This window comes from Halomonas sp. A40-4 (genome assembly GCF_015767635.1).
Classification (GTDB): Bacteria; Pseudomonadota; Gammaproteobacteria; order Pseudomonadales; family Halomonadaceae; genus Vreelandella; species Vreelandella janggokensis.
On sequence record NZ_CP065230.1, the window covers coordinates 1,347,013 to 1,367,059 of the forward strand.

17 protein-coding genes and 5 tRNA genes are annotated in these 20,047 nt (G+C 58.5%); 8 read left to right on the top strand and 14 right to left on the bottom strand.

What is annotated here, in order from left to right:
• Nucleotides 1-74 precede the first annotated feature (74 nt).
• From ybeY to miaB, 3 genes are all read right to left on the bottom strand, one after another.
• Nucleotides 75-542: an rRNA maturation RNase YbeY gene (ybeY, locus tag IT895_RS06290; RefSeq protein ID WP_085917407.1), complete on the bottom strand. Its 468-nt coding sequence runs from the start codon at nucleotides 540-542 to the stop codon at nucleotides 75-77.
• Nucleotides 539-1,618, bottom strand: a complete 1,080-nt coding sequence (locus IT895_RS06295; protein ID WP_085917408.1) for a PhoH family protein — start codon at nucleotides 1,616-1,618, stop codon at nucleotides 539-541. Before IT895_RS06295 ends, ybeY begins: the two co-directional genes overlap by 4 nt.
• Nucleotides 1,619-1,704: 86 nt before the next feature.
• The gene (miaB, locus tag IT895_RS06300) at nucleotides 1,705-3,048 is read right to left on the bottom strand and encodes a tRNA (N6-isopentenyl adenosine(37)-C2)-methylthiotransferase MiaB (protein ID WP_199285048.1); all 1,344 of its coding nucleotides are present in this window, start codon (nucleotides 3,046-3,048) and stop codon (nucleotides 1,705-1,707) included.
• Between the two features lie 179 nt (nucleotides 3,049-3,227).
• Between miaB and IT895_RS06305 the strand changes: the two genes are divergently transcribed.
• The 4 genes from IT895_RS06305 to IT895_RS06320 all read left to right on the top strand — a co-directional run bounded on the left by IT895_RS06305 (nucleotide 3,228) and on the right by IT895_RS06320 (nucleotide 4,107).
• Nucleotides 3,228-3,303 (top strand) — tRNA-Asn (locus tag IT895_RS06305).
• A 35-nt stretch (nucleotides 3,304-3,338) separates the two neighbouring features.
• Nucleotides 3,339-3,414: transfer RNA gene (locus IT895_RS06310), tRNA-Asn, on the top strand.
• Nucleotides 3,415-3,461: 47 nt separating this feature from the next.
• A tRNA-Asn gene (locus tag IT895_RS06315) sits at nucleotides 3,462-3,537 on the top strand.
• 183 nt (nucleotides 3,538-3,720) lie between these two features.
• Nucleotides 3,721-4,107, top strand: a complete 387-nt coding sequence (locus IT895_RS06320) for a metalloregulator ArsR/SmtB family transcription factor (RefSeq protein ID WP_176243617.1) — start codon at nucleotides 3,721-3,723, stop codon at nucleotides 4,105-4,107.
• A gap of 72 nt (nucleotides 4,108-4,179) precedes the next feature.
• Here IT895_RS06320 and IT895_RS06325 read toward each other — a convergent pair whose 3' ends face one another.
• Complete coding sequence (locus IT895_RS06325) at nucleotides 4,180-6,273, bottom strand: carboxy terminal-processing peptidase (RefSeq protein ID WP_199285049.1); 2,094 nt, start codon at nucleotides 6,271-6,273, stop codon at nucleotides 4,180-4,182.
• A gap of 140 nt (nucleotides 6,274-6,413) precedes the next feature.
• On the opposite strand from IT895_RS06325, the gene IT895_RS06330 reads away from it, so the two are divergent.
• Nucleotides 6,414-7,730 (top strand): M18 family aminopeptidase, encoded by a 1,317-nt coding sequence (locus IT895_RS06330; protein ID WP_199285050.1) that lies wholly within the window; start codon nucleotides 6,414-6,416, stop codon nucleotides 7,728-7,730.
• A gap of 63 nt (nucleotides 7,731-7,793) precedes the next feature.
• Here the strand turns inward: IT895_RS06330 and IT895_RS06335 are convergent.
• From IT895_RS06335 to IT895_RS06380, 10 genes are all read right to left on the bottom strand, one after another.
• Nucleotides 7,794-7,870 (bottom strand) — tRNA-Met (locus tag IT895_RS06335).
• Nucleotides 7,871-7,931: 61 nt separating this feature from the next.
• Nucleotides 7,932-9,359, bottom strand: coding sequence for a membrane-bound lytic murein transglycosylase MltF (gene mltF / locus IT895_RS06340; RefSeq protein WP_199285051.1), 1,428 nt, complete (start codon nucleotides 9,357-9,359; stop codon nucleotides 7,932-7,934).
• A 104-nt stretch (nucleotides 9,360-9,463) separates the two neighbouring features.
• The gene (gene ychF, locus IT895_RS06345; protein ID WP_085917413.1) at nucleotides 9,464-10,555 is read right to left on the bottom strand and encodes a redox-regulated ATPase YchF; all 1,092 of its coding nucleotides are present in this window, start codon (nucleotides 10,553-10,555) and stop codon (nucleotides 9,464-9,466) included.
• Between the two features lie 82 nt (nucleotides 10,556-10,637).
• Entirely contained in the window at nucleotides 10,638-11,222 is a 585-nt protein-coding gene (gene pth / locus IT895_RS06350; RefSeq protein WP_199285052.1) for an aminoacyl-tRNA hydrolase, read from the bottom strand.
• Between the two features lie 159 nt (nucleotides 11,223-11,381).
• Nucleotides 11,382-12,044, bottom strand: a complete 663-nt coding sequence (locus IT895_RS06355) for a 50S ribosomal protein L25/general stress protein Ctc (protein WP_085917415.1) — start codon at nucleotides 12,042-12,044, stop codon at nucleotides 11,382-11,384.
• Between the two features lie 96 nt (nucleotides 12,045-12,140).
• On the bottom strand, nucleotides 12,141-13,082 hold the full coding sequence (locus IT895_RS06360; RefSeq protein WP_175474729.1) for a ribose-phosphate pyrophosphokinase: 942 nt from the start codon (nucleotides 13,080-13,082) through the stop codon (nucleotides 12,141-12,143).
• Nucleotides 13,083-13,140: 58 nt separating this feature from the next.
• Nucleotides 13,141-13,215 (bottom strand) — tRNA-Gln (locus IT895_RS06365).
• A gap of 29 nt (nucleotides 13,216-13,244) precedes the next feature.
• Complete coding sequence (ispE, locus tag IT895_RS06370; protein ID WP_199285053.1) at nucleotides 13,245-14,093, bottom strand: 4-(cytidine 5'-diphospho)-2-C-methyl-D-erythritol kinase; 849 nt, start codon at nucleotides 14,091-14,093, stop codon at nucleotides 13,245-13,247.
• Nucleotides 14,094-14,103: 10 nt separating this feature from the next.
• A complete protein-coding gene (lolB, locus tag IT895_RS06375) occupies nucleotides 14,104-14,757 on the bottom strand; it encodes a lipoprotein insertase outer membrane protein LolB (protein WP_199285054.1) in 654 nt (217 codons plus the stop codon).
• 63 nt (nucleotides 14,758-14,820) lie between these two features.
• Nucleotides 14,821-16,575 carry a tetratricopeptide repeat protein gene (locus IT895_RS06380; RefSeq protein WP_085917418.1) on the bottom strand — a complete coding sequence of 585 codons (1,755 nt, stop codon included), beginning with the start codon at nucleotides 16,573-16,575 and terminating at the stop codon, nucleotides 14,821-14,823.
• 201 nt (nucleotides 16,576-16,776) lie between these two features.
• On the opposite strand from IT895_RS06380, the gene hemA reads away from it, so the two are divergent.
• From hemA to prmC, 3 genes are read left to right on the top strand one after another with little or no spacing between them, the layout of a single operon-like run.
• Complete coding sequence (gene hemA, locus IT895_RS06385) at nucleotides 16,777-18,090, top strand: glutamyl-tRNA reductase (RefSeq protein WP_085917419.1); 1,314 nt, start codon at nucleotides 16,777-16,779, stop codon at nucleotides 18,088-18,090.
• Nucleotides 18,087-19,175 (top strand): peptide chain release factor 1, encoded by a 1,089-nt coding sequence (gene prfA, locus IT895_RS06390; protein WP_085917420.1) that lies wholly within the window; start codon nucleotides 18,087-18,089, stop codon nucleotides 19,173-19,175. The genes hemA and prfA overlap by 4 nt, the downstream gene beginning before the upstream one ends.
• Nucleotides 19,175-20,029, top strand: coding sequence for a peptide chain release factor N(5)-glutamine methyltransferase (prmC, locus tag IT895_RS06395; protein ID WP_199285055.1), 855 nt, complete (start codon nucleotides 19,175-19,177; stop codon nucleotides 20,027-20,029). Before prfA ends, prmC begins: the two co-directional genes overlap by 1 nt.
• Nucleotides 20,030-20,047 lie beyond the last annotated feature (18 nt).

Genomic DNA, 20,047 nt, shown 5'->3' on the forward strand with positions numbered 1-20,047 from the left:
GGTAGCGTGATTCGAAAGGACGTTTTATCACTGACCGGGGGCGCGGTACCAGTTCAACGTATGGGCCTTAAGTCTCATATGTCGCCAATATAAGGGTCGGTGATACCCAGGGTGGCAAGCAGCTCGCGCTCACATTGCTCCATCACCTCGGCGTCTTCCTCCTCAATGTGATCATAGCCCAACAAATGCAAGGTGCCGTGAATCACCATATGGGCGTAATGATGCTCAAGGGCTTTATGCTGTTCTGCAGCCTCTTTTACAACAATGGCATGGCAAATCACCAGATCGCCGAGTAATGGCAGCGTGATGCCCGGTGGATTCTCGAACGGGAATGACAACACGTTGGTGGGCTTATCCTTGCCCCGGTAATCATGATTGAGCGACTGACTTTCAGCGAGATCGACGAAACGCACGGTCAATTCCTGACGTGGGTCGTCGGGGTGCCGGGCAAGCACATCGCCCACCCAGCGGATGAGCTGTGCCTGCGTCGGTAGCTGTTGGTCGTCGATAGCCGCCTGACGATCGATCACGATATCACTCATCGCTTGGTATCCCCTGGGCCTTCGCGGCCTTGCAGGCGGGCTTCCCGCTCTTGCTGGCGCGTTTCCCGGCGGGCGCGTTCCTCGGCTTCCTGCTGGGACTCGAAGGCGTCGTAGGCTTCAATTATTCGCTGCACCAGTGGGTGGCGAACCACGTCCTTGGCGGCAAAGTGGGTGACGCCAATTCCAGGCGTGTCTTTCAGCACGTCGAGTACCTGAATCAGGCCCGAGCGCTGGCCCTTGGGCAGATCGACCTGGGTGACGTCACCGGTAATTACGGCGGTGGAGCCAAAGCCAATACGCGTCAGGAACATTTTCATTTGTTCGGGCGTGGTGTTCTGGCTCTCATCCAGAATGATATAGGCATTGTTGAGCGTCCTGCCACGCATGTAAGCCAGCGGGGCAATTTCGATCACCTGGCGTTCGATCAGTTTGGCGACCTGTTCGAAGCCGATCATTTCGTAGAGCGCATCGTAGAGCGGACGCAGGTAAGGATCGATTTTCTGGGCGAGATCGCCAGGCAGAAAGCCGAGCTTCTCACCGGCCTCCACTGCCGGGCGGACCAGTAAAATACGTCGCACTGCCTGCTGGTTGAGCGCTTCCACGGCGGCCGCGACGGCAAGGTAAGTTTTACCGGTACCCGCCGGACCAATGCCGAAGTTGATGTCGTGCTCGCGAATGCTGGTGACGTAGCGCTGCTGATTAAGGCCACGGGGCTTGATCATGGTACGTGGTGTACGCATGATCACTTCGCCGCTGTCGCCTTCAATATCGTCTTCTTCCTCCAGCGCTTCCAGGCCGGATTCCTGGAGAAACAGGTGGACCGTGTCGGCCGATACTTCTTCCGCCGCTGTTTCACGGTAGAGGTGTTCCAGCACGTTGGCAGCGGCTTTGATGCGATTGGCGGGCCCAGCCAACTGGAACACATTGCCTCGGTTGCGCAGCGTTACGTCCAGGCGGCTTTCGATCAACTTCAGGTGCTCATCCTGCTGACCACACAGGCTGGCAAGGCGCTGTGGGTCATTGGGTTCAAGGCTTAATGTGGTAATGCGGTTGGCCTGAGGCGATGGCTGGCTCAAGAGTGAAAAACCTGTCGGTTGATGGGTGTCAATGTCAGCTTACTGCCCCAAGCGGTGTTGGGGCAATTACCTGGGATAAGCGATGTTCAATAACGCTCAGGGGAGGCGAGTTCACCGCGCAGTGAATTGGGCAGGGCCTCGGTGATTTCCACGTCCACGAAGTAGCCGATCAGCTCGGTGGGATTGGCGGCGCGGAAGTTGACCACCCGGTTATTTTCCGTGCGCCCGGACAGTTGACCTGGGTCTTTTGGCGAAAAGCCGGTCACCAGGATGCGCTGGGTAGTGCCCACCATGCGACGGCTGATCTGGCCAGCCTGCTGGAGAATACGCGCCTGCAAGATCGCCAGACGTTCTTTCTTGACGCTTTCCGGTGTTTCATCCTCAAGCGCGGCGGCTGGTGTGCCGGGGCGTGCCGAGAAAACAAAGCTGAACGAGTGGTCGAACCCTATGCGATGGATCAGGTCCATCGTCGCTTCAAAGTCTTCTTCCGTCTCGCCGGGGAAGCCAATGATAAAGTCGGAGGAAAAGCTTATATCCGGGCGGTTGGCACGAATCCGCTCCATCTTTTCGATATAGGCCTCTGCCGTGTGGCCACGCTTCATCGCGCTCAAGATGCGGTCCGAGCCCGATTGCACCGGCAGGTGCAGGTGACTGACCAGCTCGGGTATATCGGCGTAGGCATCCACCAGACTGTCAGTGAACTCAACCGGGTGCGAAGTGGTGAAGCGAATGCGGTCGATGCCCTCGACCGCCGCGACACAGGCGATCAGTTCAGCAAGGTCAATTTCATCGCCCAGCTGGTTTTCGCCCCGATAGGCGTTGACGTTCTGGCCGAGAAGGTTGACTTCGCGCACGCCCTGGTCGGCGAGGTGAATGACCTCATCCATCACCGCTTCAAACGGCCGAGAGACTTCTTCGCCGCGGGTGTAGGGCACCACACAGAACGAGCAGTACTTCGAGCAGCCTTCCATGATCGACACAAAGGCGGTGGCACCGTCTGAGGTCGGTTTAGGCAGGTGGTCGAATTTCTCGATTTCCGGAAAGGTCACATCCACCGCGGCAATTTGATTGTCGCGGCGTGCATCCAGCATGGATGGCACCCGGTGCAGTGTCTGCGGCCCAAACACCATGTCCACATGGGGTGCTCGCTTGCGCAATGCTTCGCCTTCCTGGCTTGCAACGCAGCCACCGACGCCAATGACCAGATCGGGATTGGCGTCCTTGAGTTTTTTCCAGCGTCCCAGCTGATGGAACACCTTTTCCTGCGCTTTTTCACGAATGGAGCAGGTGTTGAGAAGAATGACATCGGCTTCGCGCTCGTTATCAGTCAGTTCGAGCTGATGAGAAACGCCGAGCATGTCCGCCATGCGGGAGGAGTCATACTCGTTCATTTGGCAGCCGTGCGTTTTGATGAAGAGCTTCTTCGCCATCGGTACCTGTCATCTATGGGTCGTCGGAAGGACGAGGGATGAATGGAGTGTCGTTGCGCCTGGGCGCCTATGATTGTGCGCATTATACGGACACAACCAACGGGCGGCTAGCGTTGACGCGGAATCGATGCTTGACCGTTACGTTTCTATCAGTATACTACGCACCGTGTTTGAGCAGTTCCCCGATAGCTCAGTTGGTAGAGCAAATGACTGTTAATCATTGGGTCGCAGGTTCGAGTCCTGCTCGGGGAGCCAATAAACTGATCTCAAATACGGCAATATTAGATTGTTCCTCGATAGCTCAGTTGGTAGAGCAAATGACTGTTAATCATTGGGTCGCAGGTTCGAGTCCTGCTCGAGGAGCCAAATTGCCCCGCACGATATATTCCTACCGTTTACGGTAGTTCTATTGTTCCCCGATAGCTCAGTTGGTAGAGCAAATGACTGTTAATCATTGGGTCGCAGGTTCGAGTCCTGCTCGGGGAGCCATCTAGCGTCTGTTTTCCTTCCTTTTATGACGCCAGCCATTAATCGATTCCGCTTGTCCTTTGTTTAATTCTTCTTGACGCTACTATTGTCGAGCGCCTGATGTCTTGCTTCTGCGTGGCTGCTTGACGCGTATTGCCAGCGGCTTTGCCGATGCTTACGCCAGTGGCGTAAACTATCCGCATTATGGATCAGGTGGGGATAATCGTCTTGGGAAAATCCACTCCGTTGAATGCACTGCAGGTATTCAAGTGCTTGAGCGATGAAACGCGATTGATGCTGATGCTGTTGATTGCCCATGAGCAATCGCTGTGCGTGTGCGAAATGACCTATGTGCTTGAAGAGTCCCAGCCCAAGGTGTCGCGTCATCTGGCGCAGCTTCGCCAGTGCGGGCTGCTGGTGGACCAGCGGGACGGGCAATGGGTGTATTATCAGCTAGCGCCGCAATTGCCGACTTGGGCGCGGCATATTCTCGAGTCTGCACAGCAGGGCAGTGCGGCCCGATTGGCCCGTTTGACGCAACGCTTGGCTGCCATGGGCGACCGACCAACGCGTCGAGCGGCGCTCTGCTAGCCCGCTAAAAACAGCGCCGATGCCATTGTGACACCGGCGCGGTTGCAGCCTTTCCTTTTTACGCTAATTCGCTTACCGATTGACGAACCGCTGGGTGCTTTCCAGGTGCGCGTAATCGAGCAGAATTTCGGCGGCTTCCAGCACTTGGGCGCGCTCTACTGAGGTGTCATCCTCCTCGTCGGTATTGCTGTCTTCACCGTCACTGTCGCTAAGCGCGGCTTCGTCGCGAGCGTCGGTCCACTCTTCCAGTTCTTCAAGCCCCAGGGCGCGACGACGCTGGTTTTCCAGTGCCAACTGCTCGGCTTCCTGAGCCTGGGTTTCACGTTCGCGCTGCTCACGATTCAGGCTGACGCTGGTATTCTGCTCGCGAAGCTCCCGGGACAACGCCGATTGCCGCTCCAGGTAGCGGAAGTTGGGATTTTCCTCCGCGCGATTCTGGTGGGCTGATTGAAGCGCATCAAGGTAGCGCTCAGGTTCTCCGTAGCGCCGGTACTGGACGTCCTGAACCGTATCCCATTCCAGGGCGTGGTCCAGGCTGCTTTCGCCAATGCGCTCCGGGTCGATCAGGCTAGGGAACTCGATGTCGGGTTCGACGCCGCGGTTCTGGGTACTCGCGCCGGAAATGCGATAGAACTTGGCGCGGGTAAGCTTGATTTCGCCATGGCTCAAATCATTCAGCGTCTGCACCGTGCCCTTCCCAAAGGTCTGGCTACCCATCACGATACCGCGGCCATAGTCCTGGATGGCCCCAGCGAGAATCTCTGACGCCGAAGCTGATAGCCGGTTCACCAGCACGCCCATTGGACCGTCGTAAAGCGTGCCTGCTTCACTGTCGCCGTAGAGGTTGATACGCCCATCAGCGTCGCGAACCTGAACGGTGGGGCCACGGTCGATAAACAGGCCAATCAGCGAGTTGGCTTCCTGAAGGGCGCCGCCGCCGTTGTTGCGCAGGTCAAGCACGATACCTTCAACATCCTGGCGTTTTAACTGCTCGATTTCCTTGGCAACGTCGCGGGTGGTACTACGGTAGTCATCTTCTCCCGCCTGCCAGGCGTCGAAGTCGACATAAAAGGTGGGGATTTCGATCACCCCGAGGCGGTGGGTATCGCCATCACGTTCGACATTAATCACCTCGCTCTGGGCGGCCTGGTCTTCCAGGTCGACCGTATCGCGGGTGATTTCAACGGTTTGTGAGCGGGTCATGTCGACCGCCTGGGCGGGCACGACATCCAGCTTTACCACGGAACCTTTGGGGCCGCGAATCAGGTCGACCACGTTGTCCAGGCGCATGCCAACCACGTTGACCATCTCACCGTCTTCCTGGCCGACGCCGATAATTCGATCGGCGGGCTCAAGTACACCGGCGCGCTCAGCGGGGCCGCCCGCGACCAGGCTGGAGACTTTGACGTATTCGCCGTCGGATTGCAGGAGTGCGCCGATGCCTTCCAGCGAGAGGCTCATTTGAATATCAAACGATTCGCCCTGGCGTGGTGAGAGGTAGCTGGTATGCGGGTCAATGGTGCCGGTCACCGCGGCCATGATCAAGCCAAAGACGTCTTCCGGTTCGGTTTGCTCCAGGCGTGAAAGCTGCCCCTCGTAACGCTGGCGAAGATTATCAACGATCTGTTCCTCGTCCTGATCGCTCAGGGCCAGCGTCAGGGCATCATTTTTCAGCCGTTTTTGCCACAATGCATCCAGCTCGCGCTGACTCTCGGCCCAGGCGGCGTCCTCGCGGTCAAGCTCAAGGCGCTCGTTGCCCTGGAAGTTGAACGTCGCCTCGTCATCGAGGTGTTCGAGCAGCCATTCAATCCGAGCGGTATGGCGCTCGTTGAGGCGGTTGTAAAGGGCGAACGCCTCATCCAGATCGCCGTCGAAAAGCGTGTCGGCCAGATCGGTTTCCAGATGACGGTAGGGCTCAATGTCGCTGCTTAGCAGGTAGGCCCGTTGGCCATCCAGGATATCCAAGTAGCGATCAAAGGCTTCTTGCGACCAGGCTTTATCAAAGCTGACATCGGCGTAGTGGCCATAGCGGAGCGAATCGGCAATTTCGACCGCCGCCTGGCGCTGTTCTTCGGTCGGCTCAAGTTGCGCTATTGCCATCGGGCTGGTGACAACCAGCATGATGGTTAGGGCGACTGAGCGCGAAAGCGTTGCAAACAAGCTCATCAGTCAAGCTCTCCCGGATTTGTGTACACTCATGCTTTCCTAGACCCGCATCTGAGCAATGAGTTGCGAAGGCCGAAGGAGCATTGTAGCAGGTCACCTGCTTTGCTGAGACTCAAACATGTCGGTAAATGAGGATTTCAATGTCCGAAATATTCAACGCTGATCGCGTTTCGCGGTTATGCGAGTTCTTGCGCCAGTCCCCCACTCCTTGGCACGCCACTCATGCCATGGCGGAACGTCTGGCGCAAGCGGGTTTCGAGCGTCTGGAAGAAACGGCCAATTGGCAATTGTCGCCCGGTCAGCGCTACTACGTGACACGCAACGATTCATCCTTGATCGCCTTTCAACTGCCCAAAGGGCCACTGCAAAGCATGCGCATGCTGGGGGCTCATACCGATAGCCCCGGGCTGCGTTTAAAGCCCAATGCCACCCAGCATGCCGCTGGTTGGCTTCAGTTGGGGGTGCAGGTATATGGCGGTGCCTTGCTTGCGCCGTGGTTTGATCGCGATCTGGGGATCGCGGGACGGGTGCATATCCGCCACGCCGATGGGCAACTGGAAAGTGTGCTGCTTAACGTTGATCGGCCGGTAGCGATGATTCCGAGTCTGGCGATTCACCTTGATCGTGACGTCAATACCGGTCGCAGCATCAACCCGCAGACCCAGATGGCGCCCGTGCTGATGCAAAGCGATACCGAAAGGCTCGAGGATCTGCTGGCATGCTGGCTGGAAGCCGAGCATGGCCTGCGGGCGGTCGACGTGGTGGACTTTGAGTTGGGCTTTTACGACGTTCAACCGCCTTCGCTGGTGGGCGTCAACCAGGAACTGATCGCAAGCGCGCGGCTGGATAACCTGCTGTCGTGTTTTGTAGGCCTGGAAGCGTTGCTCGACTGCGACGGTCAGCAGGGGGCGCTGCTGGTCGCCAATGATCATGAGGAAGTCGGCAGTGCCAGCGCCTGCGGTGCTCAGGGGCCGTTTCTGGGCGATGTGCTGAAGCGTATCAATGCACAAATGGGCAGGGGGAGTGAAAAGGGCAGCGACGAATCACTGATTCAACTGATCCAGTCATCGCTGATGATCTCTTGTGATAACGCTCATGGGCTGCATCCCAACTTTGCCGAAAAGCACGATGAGCAGCACGGACCGTTGCTGAATGCCGGGCCGGTCATCAAGATCAATGCCAGCCAGCGCTACGCGACCAATAGCGTGACAGGCGCGTTGTTTCGGGATATCTGTCGCGCCGCCGACGTGCCGGTGCAGTCGTTTGTGACACGGTCTGACATGGGCTGCGGCAGCACCATCGGCCCGATTACCGCCACTGAGGTCGGCGTGCCCACCATTGATGTGGGGCTACCCCAGTGGGCGATGCACTCGGTGCGCGAAACGGCGGGTACCCACGACGTCGAGCACCTTACCCGGGCGCTGGTCGGCTTTTTAAACCGCAAGATGCTGAATTGAGCCTATCTGTCACCCATAAAAAAGCCCGCTGACAGAGTCAGCGGGCTTTTTTTAATATTTGCTTGGTGGCTACGCCCTGATTTGAACAGGGGACCCCATCATTATGAGTGATGTGCTCTAACCAGCTGAGCTACGTAGCCATTCAACGGAAGCGCATGATACGCATCTGCCTTGGCCGCGTCAAGCCCGCCATGCTCGGCGTTACGGTTCACCGGCCGATAGCGGTAACCATTGCATGGCGGGCGCAATCACGTCCTGGTAGTTACGGATTCGTTGTACATAGTGCACCGGCTCATACCCTCGGGCGTAACCATAGCGTGTCTGCGGGTAGTAGCGCTTGTCGGCTTTGAGCGGCAGGACTTCCTTCATGTCCTCCCAGGAATTCGGGTCTTTGCCCAGCTCCCGGGCCAGCTTTTGCGCATCCAGCACATGGCCGCGGCCAATGTTGTAGCTTGCCAGGGCCAGGTAGGTGCGATCCGGTTCGGGGAGGTTGTCGGGAAGGCGTTGATGGCGGTCGGCAAGATAGCGGGCGCCACCATCGATGGACGCTGCCGGGTTCAGGCGATTGTCGACACCCAGGGATTGGGCCGTGTTCTGCGTCAGCATCATGATGCCACGCACACCGGTAGGGGAGACCGCTTGCGGGTCCCAGTGCGACTCCTGGTAGGCCAGTGCGGCGAGCAGGTCGGCTGGCATGCCGGTCTCTTCCTGAGCCTCCAGGAAAAGGTCGAGGAAGTCCGGCAGGCGTTCGTCGATGCGCCGGTTGAGCGCACGCAGATCAACAAAGTCGAACTCGCTGATATAGGCGTAGTAGCGTTGCTGCACCTCGTTGATGCTTTCCTGGCCCTCGGGGGTTGCCATCCACCTGTCGGCCATATTGGCCAGGGCCTGTTGGTTGGCGGGTAGATACCAGCCCAGCCGGTCGCCGCTGGTGAGGTTGATGGCCACTTCCAGGTGTGGGAAGTGGCGGCGGACCAACTGCACGATATTGGAGTCGGCAACGGTGCAGTCAATACGCTTCTCGGCCACTTCGGTCAGTAATATCTCAGTGGTGCGCGGATCTTCCTCGAAGTCGATGCCCGTATGCTGGTTGACCAGGCTCTGCAGTTTTGCGGCGTAGCTGGAGTCTTCCGTGACCCGGATATCGACCCCGGCCATTTCTTCTACCTGGCGTGGCATGGGGCGCATGTCGCGGTGACAGACCAGTTGCTCGACAATATCGGTGTGAGTGGGGCCTTGGCGGAAGTGTTCATCCCGGGAGGGCAGGTGCGTCAGCCCAGCGGCGGCGAGCTGTTGCTCACCGCCCTGCAAAGATTGGAGCACCCCTGAAGTGGACTCGGCAAGTGTCCATTCAACCTCCCAGTCGTTGGCGTCGGCGAACGCTTCCACAAGGTCGTGCTCGGGACCCGCGGGATTCCCGTGGCGATCAAGGTAGTAGGTCGTGGCGCTGTTGCGGGTAACGACGTTAAGCGATCCGCCCGGTTCAGGCGGATCGATCTGCGTGATCGTCGGCTCGCTCTGGCCGCAACCTGAAAGCATGACCAGCGGGAGCAGAAGGCTGAAAATAACCCGATTGGATCGGGATGTATGACCAATCGTGCGGTCATCTGGGTAGCAGGAATTAGGCATTGATTAACCCTAGCAGGCTTCAGCGCCGCCAGGAAGACGGCGCTTAAACGCTGGGTTATCGGTCGTTAAGGTGCGCCGCTACCCTTGAGGGGGCCGGTTGCGGGCTAGACATTGAAACGGAAATGTACCACGTCGCCATCCTTGACGATGTATTCCTTGCCTTCCAGTCGCCATTTACCCGCGTCTTTGGCCCCTTGCTCGCCGCCCAGTGAGACAAAATCATCAAAGGCGATCACCTCGGCGCGGATAAAGCCTTTCTGGAAGTCAGTATGGATGGCGCCAGCCGCTTCCGGTGCGGTGGCCCCTTGCTTGACGGTCCAGGCGCGCACTTCCTTGACACCCGCCGTGAAATAGGTCTGCAGGCCGAGCAGCGCATAACCGGCGCGAATCACGCGGTCCAGGCCGGGTTCTTCCATCCCCATCTCGCTTAAGAACATCTCGCGTTCTTCGTCATCCAGCTCGGCGATTTCGGCTTCGATCTGGTTGCACACCGGCACCACGACAGCGCCTTCTTCAGCGGCGATTTCGTTGACCACGTCGAGATAAGGGTTATTGTCGAATCCGTCCTCATTGACGTTGGCAATATACATGGTGGGCTTGAGCGTCAAAAAGCCAAAGCTTTTCACCTGAAGCTGTTCTTCTTCGCTCAAGCCAAAGCTGCGTAGCGGCTGCCCCTCGGCGAGGTGCGGATGAATTTTATCCAGCACGGCCTTGGTGGCAATAGCGTCTTTATCGCCGCCTTTGACGACCCGTACCAGCCGCTGGCTGGCCTTTTCGACGGTATCCAGGTCGGCAAGCGCCAATTCAAGGTTGATGGTTTCGATATCAATGCGTGGGTCGACCTGATTGGAGACGTGAATCACGTTGTCGTTATCGAAACAGCGCACCACGTGGGCGATGGCCTGCGTTTCGCGGATATTGGCCAGAAACTTGTTGCCGAGCCCTTCGCCTTTTGATGCACCTGCCACTAGGCCGGCAATATCGACAAACTCCATGGTGGTCGGCAGGACTTTCTGCGGTTTGACGATCTCGGCCAACGCATTAAGGCGCGGGTCGGGCATGGGAACGATCCCGACGTTGGGCTCGATGGTGCAGAAGGGGAAGTTTTCTGCATCAATCCCCGACTTGGTAAGCGCATTGAAGAGTGTTGACTTGCCGACATTGGGCAGGCCGACGATGCCGCAGTTAAAACCCATAAAGTGTTCCTGAAATAAAATGGTAGGCGAGAAATAATGGCCATTCTACGAGATCAGCCCGCTGCCAGCTACGGGGGCAACGCTACAGCTTGAAGCTGTGCAACTGATTCATGGCTTTGGCCCAGTCACCGGCCAGTGCCATGGGCAAGGTTGCCTGGCATTCTTCGATCGCGCGTTCAATCGCCGCTTGTTCTTCCTTGCCAGCGCGGCCCAGCACGTAGTTGGTCACCTGGCGTGCGTCGCCCGGGTGGCCGACGCCAATCCGTACGCGGTGAAACTGCTTCTGGTTGCCGAGTGCGCTGGCGATATCCCGCAGCCCGTTATGGCCGCCGTGGCCGCCACCGGTTTTATAACGCGCCTGACCAGGAGGCAGGTCGAGCTCGTCGTGGGCTACCAGCAGGTTCTCGGGGGCAAGCTTGAAAAACTGGCTCAGTGCCGCGACGGCCGCGCCGCTGCGATTCATAAAGGTGGCGGGCTTGAGAAGATGTACGTCCTGATCGCCGATGCGTACCTTGGCATAGTGCCCGAGGAACTTTTTTTCCGGACGCAATTCGCTATGCACGCTGCCTGCAATGGCATCGACCAGCCAAAAGCCGGCGTTATGGCGCGTTGTCGCATACTCCGGCCCGGGGTTGCCGAGTCCAATGATGGCCGTTACCTGGCTCATTTTCCACCTCCAAAAAATTTCCGGGAGAAATTTTTGACGCCGCGCCAGCGGCGGCCCGAGGGCGTCTGCCACGCATGGCAGGTCGCAAAAAAAATCAAGCGCCGAAGCGCTTGATCTTAACATTACGAAGGCCGTGCAGGCACGGCCAACGCTGACAGCTTACTCGGCGCTTTTGTCTTCTTCGCCGTCACTGCCGCTTTCGCTTTCACCACCTTCATCTTCGTCGTCTTCAGTCGCACGAACCTTCATCTTGGTGATGCTAAGAATCGCGTTGTCGTGATCTTCACCGTGAGACAGGTCAACCGAGGTGACGCCCGCCGGCAGGGTCAGGTCTGACAGGTGCAGCGTGGTGCCGACCTCGACATTGCTGATGTCAATTTCCAGGTAGTCAGGAAGATCTTTCGGCAAGCAGCTGATCGCCACTTCGTTAGCGAGAACGTGCAGTTCGCCGTCCTGGTCTTTGATGCCGACACACGCTTCTTCGCCCGTCACGTGCAACGGCACGTTCATGGTGATTTCGTGGGTGGCGTCAACACGCAGGAAGTCGGCATGGGTGAGCAGCGGCTTGTAGGGGTGACGCTGAAGGTCACGTACCACGACCTGCTCGTTTTTGCCGTCAATCACGAGCGTGATGACCGAGGAGAAGAACGATTCGTCTTCAATCGCCTTGTAAAAAGCGGTCTTTTCAACGGCGATCGACTGTGCGTCTTTGTTACCGCCGTAAACAACGGCCGGTACCTGTTCGTTCGCACGACGCAGGCGGCGGCTCGCACCTTTCCCCAGGTCGTTACGAACACTGGCTTTCAAGCTAAAATCAGACATGGAATTGCCTCTTGGTTTTGAGTAAGGAAACGCCGCCGTCCGCGACCAGACGACGACGTCTCCAGGAGCCCGTAAGCGGGCTGTGATGTCAGGCGATTAGTGGAACATCGCGCTGACTGATTCTTCATTGCTGACGCGGCGGATGGCTTCCGCGATCAGGCCAGCAACGCTCAATTGACGAATTTTACCGCTCCGCCGCGCTGCGTCGGAAAGCGGGATGGTGTCGGTCACCACGACTTCGTCAAGTTCTGAGTTGGTGATATTGTCGACGGCAGGGCCGGATAATATCGGGTGCGTGGCGTAGGCGACGACGCGCTTGGCACCGTGATCTTTCAGCGCTTCACCGGCTTTGCACAGCGTACCGGCGGTGTCGATCATGTCGTCGACAACCACGCAGGTACGGCCTTCAATTTCACCGATAATGTGCATCACCTGGGCTTGGTTAGCCTGAGGGCGGCGTTTGTCGATGATGGCCAGATCGGCATTAAGCTGTTTAGCGATGGCGCGGGCACGCACAACGCCGCCGACATCGGGGGATACGACGACCAGATCGCTGTAGTTCTGACGCTCGATGTCGTCGAGCAGAATCGGCGAGCCATAGACGTTATCGACCGGTACGTCGAAGAAGCCCTGGATCTGATCGGCGTGCAGATCCATGGTCATGACGCGATCAACCCCGGCCTTGACCATGATGTCGGCGACCACTTTGGCCGAGATGGGCACCCGTGCCGAACGCACTCGGCGGTCCTGGCGGGCATAGCCAAAGTAGGGCAGCACGGCCGTGATGCGAGTGGCTGAGGCGCGCCGCAGGGCGTCGACCATCAGGATCAGCTCCATCAAGTTGTCGTTAGTCGGCGCACAGGTGGACTGCAGGATGAAGACATCCTTACCGCGCACGTTCTCATTGATCTCGACCGCGATTTCACCGTCGCTGAATTGGCCCACCGTGGCGTTACCCATACGGCTGTCCAAGCTCTCGGCAATTTTTTGAGCGAGTTCGGGATTGGCGTTCCCGGCGAAAACCATCAGTTTTGACACGCGCAGCCACCTTTGCAGTGTTGGGGTTCAGGGAGGAAAACGCAGGTCAGCGTTAGGCTGGCTGGGGTACCAGGACTCGAACCTGGGAATGCCGATACCAAAAACCGGTGCCTTACCACTTGGCTATACCCCAGTAATGACCTAATGCGATGACCGGGCGATTCAGCAGCCCAAAGCATCATGTAGAGGAGAGGTGTTGAGTCCGCGAGCTACCCAGGCGGAGCCATGATGGCCCGCTGCTTCGGCAACTGCGTGTGCCGTCTGCGCATCTTCGAATGCTGCAAACACACAGGCGCCCGTGCCGGTTAACCGGCTTGGTGCATGCTGTGATAGCCAGTCTAGGGCTTGTGCAATGGCTGGATAGTGCTGTTTGACCACCGCTTCACAGTCATTGCGCCACTCCGACGCTCCCCCCTGCAGTGCGCGCGCCATAGTAATGGGGCGGCTGTCGCGTGTCAATTGCGGGTCCTGGAATACTGCCTGTGTCGAGACGCTGACACCGGGGTGAATGATCACAAACCAGGGGGTGTCGAGACCCACCGGGGTGAGCTGTTCACCAACGCCCTCGGCCCAGGCGGTGTGGCCATGAACAAAGACAGGGACGTCAGCGCCTAGCTGAAGCCCAAGTGCGGCGAGTTCGTCAAGCGAGAACCCAAGCTGCCAGATCGTGTTGAGGCCAACGAGTGTCGTGGCCGCATCGGAACTACCGCCGCCCAGTCCACCGCCCATGGGCAACGTTTTGTCCAGGGTCAGCGTGGCACCCAGGCGGGTGCCGCTCACCTTTTGTAACAGCTGGGCAGCTCTTACGATCAGGTTGTCATCGGCGGCGACGCCAGGCATGCGGCTAGTCAGTTGAATTACGCCGTCATCGCGGGAGGTGATGGTTAGCTGGTCGCATAAATCAATAATCTGAAACAGCGTTTGCAGACGATGGTAGCCGTCCTCACGGCGACCTGTAATATGTAGAAGCCGATTCAGCTTGGCGGGCGCAGGCAGCGTCAGGGTTGTCATAATGCTTGGCTTACTGGCCTTCTTCGTCTGTGGAGCGCCATTCGTTAACGACCAGCGTGATGCGGATATCGTCGTAGTTCATCACCAGGCGGCGCGGTAGCCACATGCCTTCGAATCGCTCCCAGTCGCGATAATCGATTTCCCAGCCGGCCTGGACCAAATGACTGGGGAAGCCGAATTCGTCGGTTTCCATCTGGTAGTTATCATTACCGCCGGGCAGGCCACGTACCCAGTCGGGCATGGCGCTGACAGGCAGTGCCCAGCCTAATTGTTCTTCCATGAGGGCTTCGGGGGTTTCGGCCTCGAAGCGGCCTTCGCTGTTGGACAAGGTAAAGCGCCCCTCGCGTCCTTCCAGCACGTTACGTCCACCGCCAAAAGGACCGCTGATCAGCATGCGGAAATAATGTGGGTGCTGGTTCCAGTCGAGGTTGGCGCTGGTGCTTTCATCAGGGGTGCGCAACCCGGCCTTGCCAACCAGCGTCCAGGTGTCAAAGTCATTGACCCGGTCTTCCTGGGCGTCCCAGTCACCGGCTTGACGGCTGCCTTCGTCCTGGGGGACTTGAGTGGCGCACCCGGCGAGCAATAATGCCGCTGCACAGGCCACAAGCCTCGATGCCCGGCGCAAGGGATGGGGCGGTATACAGGTGGAAGCAATAGTGGGCATGTCGGACTCCTTGTCAGTTCATCGGTCAACGGCTGTCGCGAGAGGGTAAGCGCCGGAGATGTTTTAGAGGTCGTTTGCTGGGTCGAGTTCGGGATAACGCTGTATTAATCCATCAATCGTCGGATGGTCCTGGGTGCGTTGCTGTACATCACGGATGATTTGGCGTGCTTCTTCGCTGCGCCCCAAGGCATGCAGCACCTCGGCAAGATGGCCGGCAATTTCTTGGTCGGGCATGCGCGCATAGGCTTTTTCGAGCCAGGGGAGGGCTTTCTCTGCATCGCCCAGGCGGTAATACACCCAGCCAAGGCTGTCGAGTACCGCGGGGTTGTCGCCGTCAAGCGCATAGGCGCGCTCAATCAACTCGCGGGCTTCTTCCAGACGACCGGGAAGATCGAGATCCGCCAGGGTATATCCCAGCGCATTCAGCGCCACGGCATTGTCGGGTTCGATGCGAAGCACATGGCGCAGGTCTTCCTCCATTTGTTCAACATCGCCCATCTCCCAGGCGCGCATCGCGCGGAAGTAAAGTAGGTCGGTATCGTCTGGCGTGCGTGCCAACTCACGGGTAAGAAGAGTGTCGGCATCATTGGTGCGGCCCACTTCGTCGAGTAGTTGCACTTCCAGTTTGACCAGTTCGCTGAAGTAATCGTCGTGACGCATGCGTTCGACACGTAAAAAAGCACGTGCGTCGATGAGCCGGTCGTCATCAATGAGCATTTGCGCCGCCGTGGCGCGAGCGGGCAGGAATTCCTCACCGCTGTCGACCTGCCTGTAGTAAAGCAGTGCGTTGTCGGTATCGCCTTTAGACTGGGCAATCACGCCCAGTAAATAGTAGGCCAGGTTGGGTGTGTCATCCCGGCCCATTAGTGGCTGAAGAAGCCGCTGTGCGGGGTCGGGGTGGCCCTCATCCAGATAGAGCTGGGCAAGGGCGACCCGTAACGCATCGCTGCCTGTGTGTCGATCGAGCAGGGCGTCGGTCTGCTGTTGGGCCGCATCAAGGTTGTCGAGTCGAATCTCGGCCTGAGCCAACAGTAATAAAAAGCGCACATCATCGGGGTTTTCCTGCAGGCCTTGGCGGGCAACCTGGCGGGCTTGGCCGGGGTTGCCGGTTTCAAACGCCAGTTGGCCTTCTACCAGCAGCAAGGAGGGACGCTCGCTCAAGCCTGAGGCCTGGTCAAGATAGTCACGAGCTTGTTCAGTGCGCCCGAGTGCCGCTTCCCAGAGCGCCGCCGCTAGCAGGGCATCGGCTTGTTGTGCCGGGTCACTGAACGAGGCCTGATTCAAATGCTCGACAAGGCGGCTTAGCAGCCGGTTGAGAGGGCCCTGTTCGGCGATGGCGGTTTCGGCGAAACCGGTGAGTTCGCCATCCTGATTCGCCTCACTCAAGGCCAGACGGCGCTCCAGGCTTGCCATCCAATTGCCCTGCTGCAGCGAAAGCGCAGCGAGAAGTCGATTGGGGGTGTCGGCCTCAGGGTTCAGGGTTTGCCAGCTCTGCGCCGCTTCTTCGATCAGGCTTTCGTCGTTGCTGAAACGGGCGGCAAAAGTGGCGCGCTCAGCCAGTGCTTCGGCGCCGTAGCGTCTGGCAGCCTCAAGGTAACCCTGGCTGGCCCGCTTGAAGTCACCGCGCTGCCCGGCAAACTCTGCTTGCAGCAGCGTGCTCAAGCCAGCAGCATCCAGTCCCTGCGTAACAGGCGGGGCGTTATCCATGGGGTCGGCAGTTAATGAAAGCCGCTCGTCGTTGGCATTGGGCGACAATTGGCAGCCACTCACGGATAACGTGATGGTGGCCAGGAAAAATAGTAGCAGACGTAGTGGCATGCGGATCTCAATCAGTTGGCCGAGTGCTCAGCATAGCGGCTTGCCTGCCTGCGGCAAAGTGGTGTGCGCCAGATCATTCTGTGCTGTGATAAGATAGTGCACTTTATCGTGCGGCGTTTAGCCCTCATATCTCTGTCCAGACTTGCCTGAGCAAGCCCAAATTGACGTGAAGACCGACACACTAGCGAAGACGCCTAACCCATGACGCTCCTTGCCCTGGGAATTAATCATCGCACCGCCAGCATCGCCGTGCGCGAACAGGTTGCCTTTACACCGGCGCAGCTCGACCACGCGCTGATGGAGCTGCGTGCCCTCCCGCAAATCAGTGAGGCTGCGGTACTGTCGACCTGCAACCGGACAGAACTGTATTGCGTGACTGACGCGGCAGGCGAAAAAGCCGTCCTTGACTGGCTGAGCCGCTTTCATCAGTTAAAGGTCGATGAGCTGGCCCACTGTGCCTACCACTACCTGGATAATGAGGCGGTTCGCCACCTGATGCGGGTTGCTGTGGGGCTCGATTCCATGGTGCTTGGCGAGCCGCAAATTCTTGGTCAACTCAAAGAAGCCTATCAACAGGCCCGTGAAGCCCAAGGCTTGGGCAGCGAGCTCGAACGGCTATTCCAGCATACGTTTGCCGTGGCCAAACAGGTACGCACAGAAACCGGTATCGGCAAGAACCCTGTGTCAGTCGCTTATGCGGCGGTCAGCATGGCCAGCCGGATTTTTGATGATTTTGGCCGTTCAAAAGCACTGTTGATCGGGGCAGGCGAGACTATTGAACTGGTCGCCCGACACCTCCATGAAGCCGGGGTGCGAAAGCTGACGGTAGCCAACCGGACCCGTGAGCGCGCCGAGCAGGTATCAGCGCCGCTCGGCGGCACGGCGATTACCCTGCCGGAGATCCCGGCGGCGCTGGAAGAAGCGGATATCGTGATTTCCTCCACGGCGTCTCCGCTACCGATTCTAGGCAAGGGAATGGTCGAGCGTGCCCTCAAGAAACGTCGTCATCGCCCGGTGTTCATGGTCGATATTGCCGTGCCTCGGGATATCGAGCCCGAAGTGGGCGACCTCGCCGATGTGTTCCTGTATACCGTTGATGACCTTGAAGAGGTTATTCAGGAAAACCGTCGCCATCGTCAGGTGGCCGCTGATCAGGCGGAGTCACTGATTGAGCATGGCGTTAGCGGCTGGCAGCATGAGCGGCGTATTCGCCATGGTGGCGAGCTTATTCGTGGTTATCGCCGCCATGGGGAGTCGCTGAGGGATACAGCGCGAGATCAGGCCCTTGAGCGGCTGGCGCGTGGCGAGGACCCGACAAAGGTTGTCGAGCGTCTGGCTCACCAACTGGCCAACCGGCTGATGCACCAGCCGACACAAACGCTGCGCGATGCGGCGTCTCAGGAAGATCACGCACTATTGGAAGCCGCACCGCGCCTGTTAATGCCGCCCAAGCCAGCCTTTGAGAAACCCTCGACATCGACGGCCAATCGCCAGAAGGATGATACGCCCGCATGAAAGAAACACTGCGCCAACGTTTAGATAGCTTTGCCGACCGATTTGAAGAGTTGTCGATGCTGTTGTCTGACCCTGAGGTGATCCAGGATCAGCAGCGGTTTCGCGATTACTCCCGCGAATATGCCGAACTTGATGAGCTGGTGGGGGCTTGGCAGCGCTATCGCCGAATCGAAAACGATATTGACGCAGCACAGCAGCTTAGCCAGGACAGCGACCCCGAGATACGCGAACTCGCTGAGATGGAGATCGACGACGGACGTGGGCAGTTGGACGCGTTAGATGCTGAACTCAAGCGACTGCTGGTGCCCAAGGACCCTGATGATGGTCGTGGCGTCTACCTGGAAGTCCGCGCGGGAACGGGCGGCGATGAAGCCTCATTGTTTGCCGGTGACCTGTTTCGCATGTATTCCCGGTATGCAGAAAAGCGCGGTTGGCGCGTGGAAGTGGTGAGTGCCAGCCATGGCGAGCAAGGCGGGTATAAAGAGATTATTTCCCGAGTTAAAGGTGATGGCGTCTACGCCCGGCTGAAATTTGAGTCGGGGGCGCACCGTGTTCAGCGCGTCCCCGCCACCGAATCCCAAGGGCGTATCCATACCTCGGCGTGTACCGTGGCCGTGATGCCCGAAGTCGACGATGTTGGTGATGTGGATATCAATGCCGGTGATCTGCGCGTCGATACCTTCCGCTCAAGCGGGGCGGGCGGTCAGCACGTCAACACTACCGACTCGGCGATTCGCATTACCCACCTGCCATCCGGCGTGGTCGTGGAATGCCAGGAAGAGCGCAGCCAGCATAAAAACCGTGCCAAGGCGATGTCACTGCTGGCGGCCAAATTGAAGCAAAGTGCCCAGGACGCACAGCGCCAGGACCAGGCCGATACCCGCCGCTCGCTGGTGGGCTCGGGGGATCGCAGTGAGCGTATTCGCACCTATAACTTTCCCCAGGGGCGGATTACCGATCATCGCATCAACCTGACACTTTACAAGTTGACCGAAGTGGTTAGCGGCGAGCAGCTCGATGACGTGATCGACCCGCTGGTGCACGAGTATCAGGCGGAGCAGTTATCTGCCCTGCAGGGTGCCTGATGACCCTGGATGTGCTGCTACGAAAGGCAACGGAGCGGCTAGTGCGGGCAGGTTCGCCCAGTGCGCGGCTGGATGCCGAGGTGTTGCTTGGGCATGTTATCCAACGTGACCGCACCTGGCTGTATACCTGGGGGGATAAAGGCTGTTCAACCTGGCAACAGGCGCGATTCGATGCGCTTGTGGCTGCCCGCGCCCAGGGCTATCCCGTGGCCTACTTGACCGGAGAACGCGAATTCTGGGGTCTGCGCCTCATGACATCGCCGGATACACTGATTCCCAGGCCCGATACCGAAACACTGGTGGCGTTGGCGTTAAGCCGCGCGGCACAGCCTCAGGGCCGTTTGCTGGATATCGGTACTGGAACGGGCGCGATTGCCCTGGCGTTTGCCAGTGAACGGCCCGATTGGCAGGTGACCGGCGTCGACCTGCTCCCTGCCGCCGTCGCGCTGGCGCAAAAAAATGCCGCAAAGCTGGGCCTTGGCAATGCCTGTTTCGAGCAAAGTGACTGGTTTAGCGCCTTTGCTGTGCCCCGTGAAACGGCAGCTTTCGATGTGATTGTCGCCAACCCGCCATATATAGCGGCGGATGATCCACATTTGAAACGGGGAGGCGTGCGTTTTGAGCCGGCGTCTGCCCTGGTGGCCGACGCCGATGGCATGGCTGATTTGCTGCATCTCATCGTCACGGCAAAGGCTTACCTGGCCGATTCGGGTTGGCTGATGCTTGAACATGGCCATGATCAAGCCGCCGAACTTCGCGAGGCCATGCGGGTAGCGGGCTATCAAAACGTTGAAACGGTTCGCGACCTCGGAGGCCATGAACGCGTTACGCTAGGCTTTTTAACTACCGCCTGATTCTTCAGTAATGGATCC

Excerpts from the sequence above, each read along its gene's own strand:
- ybeY (WP_085917407.1), bottom strand. The coding sequence starts at position 542 with ATGAGTGATATCGTGATCGATCGTCAGGCGGCTATCGACGACCAACAG.
- IT895_RS06355 (WP_085917415.1), bottom strand. The coding sequence starts at position 12,044 with ATGTCTGATTTTAGCTTGAAAGCCAGTGTTCGTAACGACCTGGGGAAA.
- prfA (WP_085917420.1), top strand. The coding sequence starts at position 18,087 with ATGAAAGAAACACTGCGCCAACGTTTAGATAGCTTTGCCGACCGATTT.
- IT895_RS06320 (WP_176243617.1), top strand. The coding sequence starts at position 3,721 with ATGGATCAGGTGGGGATAATCGTCTTGGGAAAATCCACTCCGTTGAAT.
- hemA (WP_085917419.1), top strand. The coding sequence starts at position 16,777 with ATGACGCTCCTTGCCCTGGGAATTAATCATCGCACCGCCAGCATCGCC.
- prmC (WP_199285055.1), top strand. The coding sequence starts at position 19,175 with ATGACCCTGGATGTGCTGCTACGAAAGGCAACGGAGCGGCTAGTGCGG.
- mltF (WP_199285051.1), bottom strand. The coding sequence starts at position 9,359 with ATGCCTAATTCCTGCTACCCAGATGACCGCACGATTGGTCATACATCC.
- pth (WP_199285052.1), bottom strand. The coding sequence starts at position 11,222 with ATGAGCCAGGTAACGGCCATCATTGGACTCGGCAACCCCGGGCCGGAG.
- IT895_RS06325 (WP_199285049.1), bottom strand. The coding sequence starts at position 6,273 with ATGAGCTTGTTTGCAACGCTTTCGCGCTCAGTCGCCCTAACCATCATG.
- IT895_RS06380 (WP_085917418.1), bottom strand. The coding sequence starts at position 16,575 with ATGCCACTACGTCTGCTACTATTTTTCCTGGCCACCATCACGTTATCC.
- ychF (WP_085917413.1), bottom strand. The coding sequence starts at position 10,555 with ATGGGTTTTAACTGCGGCATCGTCGGCCTGCCCAATGTCGGCAAGTCA.
- IT895_RS06330 (WP_199285050.1), top strand. The coding sequence starts at position 6,414 with ATGTCCGAAATATTCAACGCTGATCGCGTTTCGCGGTTATGCGAGTTC.
- ispE (WP_199285053.1), bottom strand. The coding sequence starts at position 14,093 with ATGACAACCCTGACGCTGCCTGCGCCCGCCAAGCTGAATCGGCTTCTA.
- lolB (WP_199285054.1), bottom strand. The coding sequence starts at position 14,757 with ATGCCCACTATTGCTTCCACCTGTATACCGCCCCATCCCTTGCGCCGG.
- miaB (WP_199285048.1), bottom strand. The coding sequence starts at position 3,048 with ATGGCGAAGAAGCTCTTCATCAAAACGCACGGCTGCCAAATGAACGAG.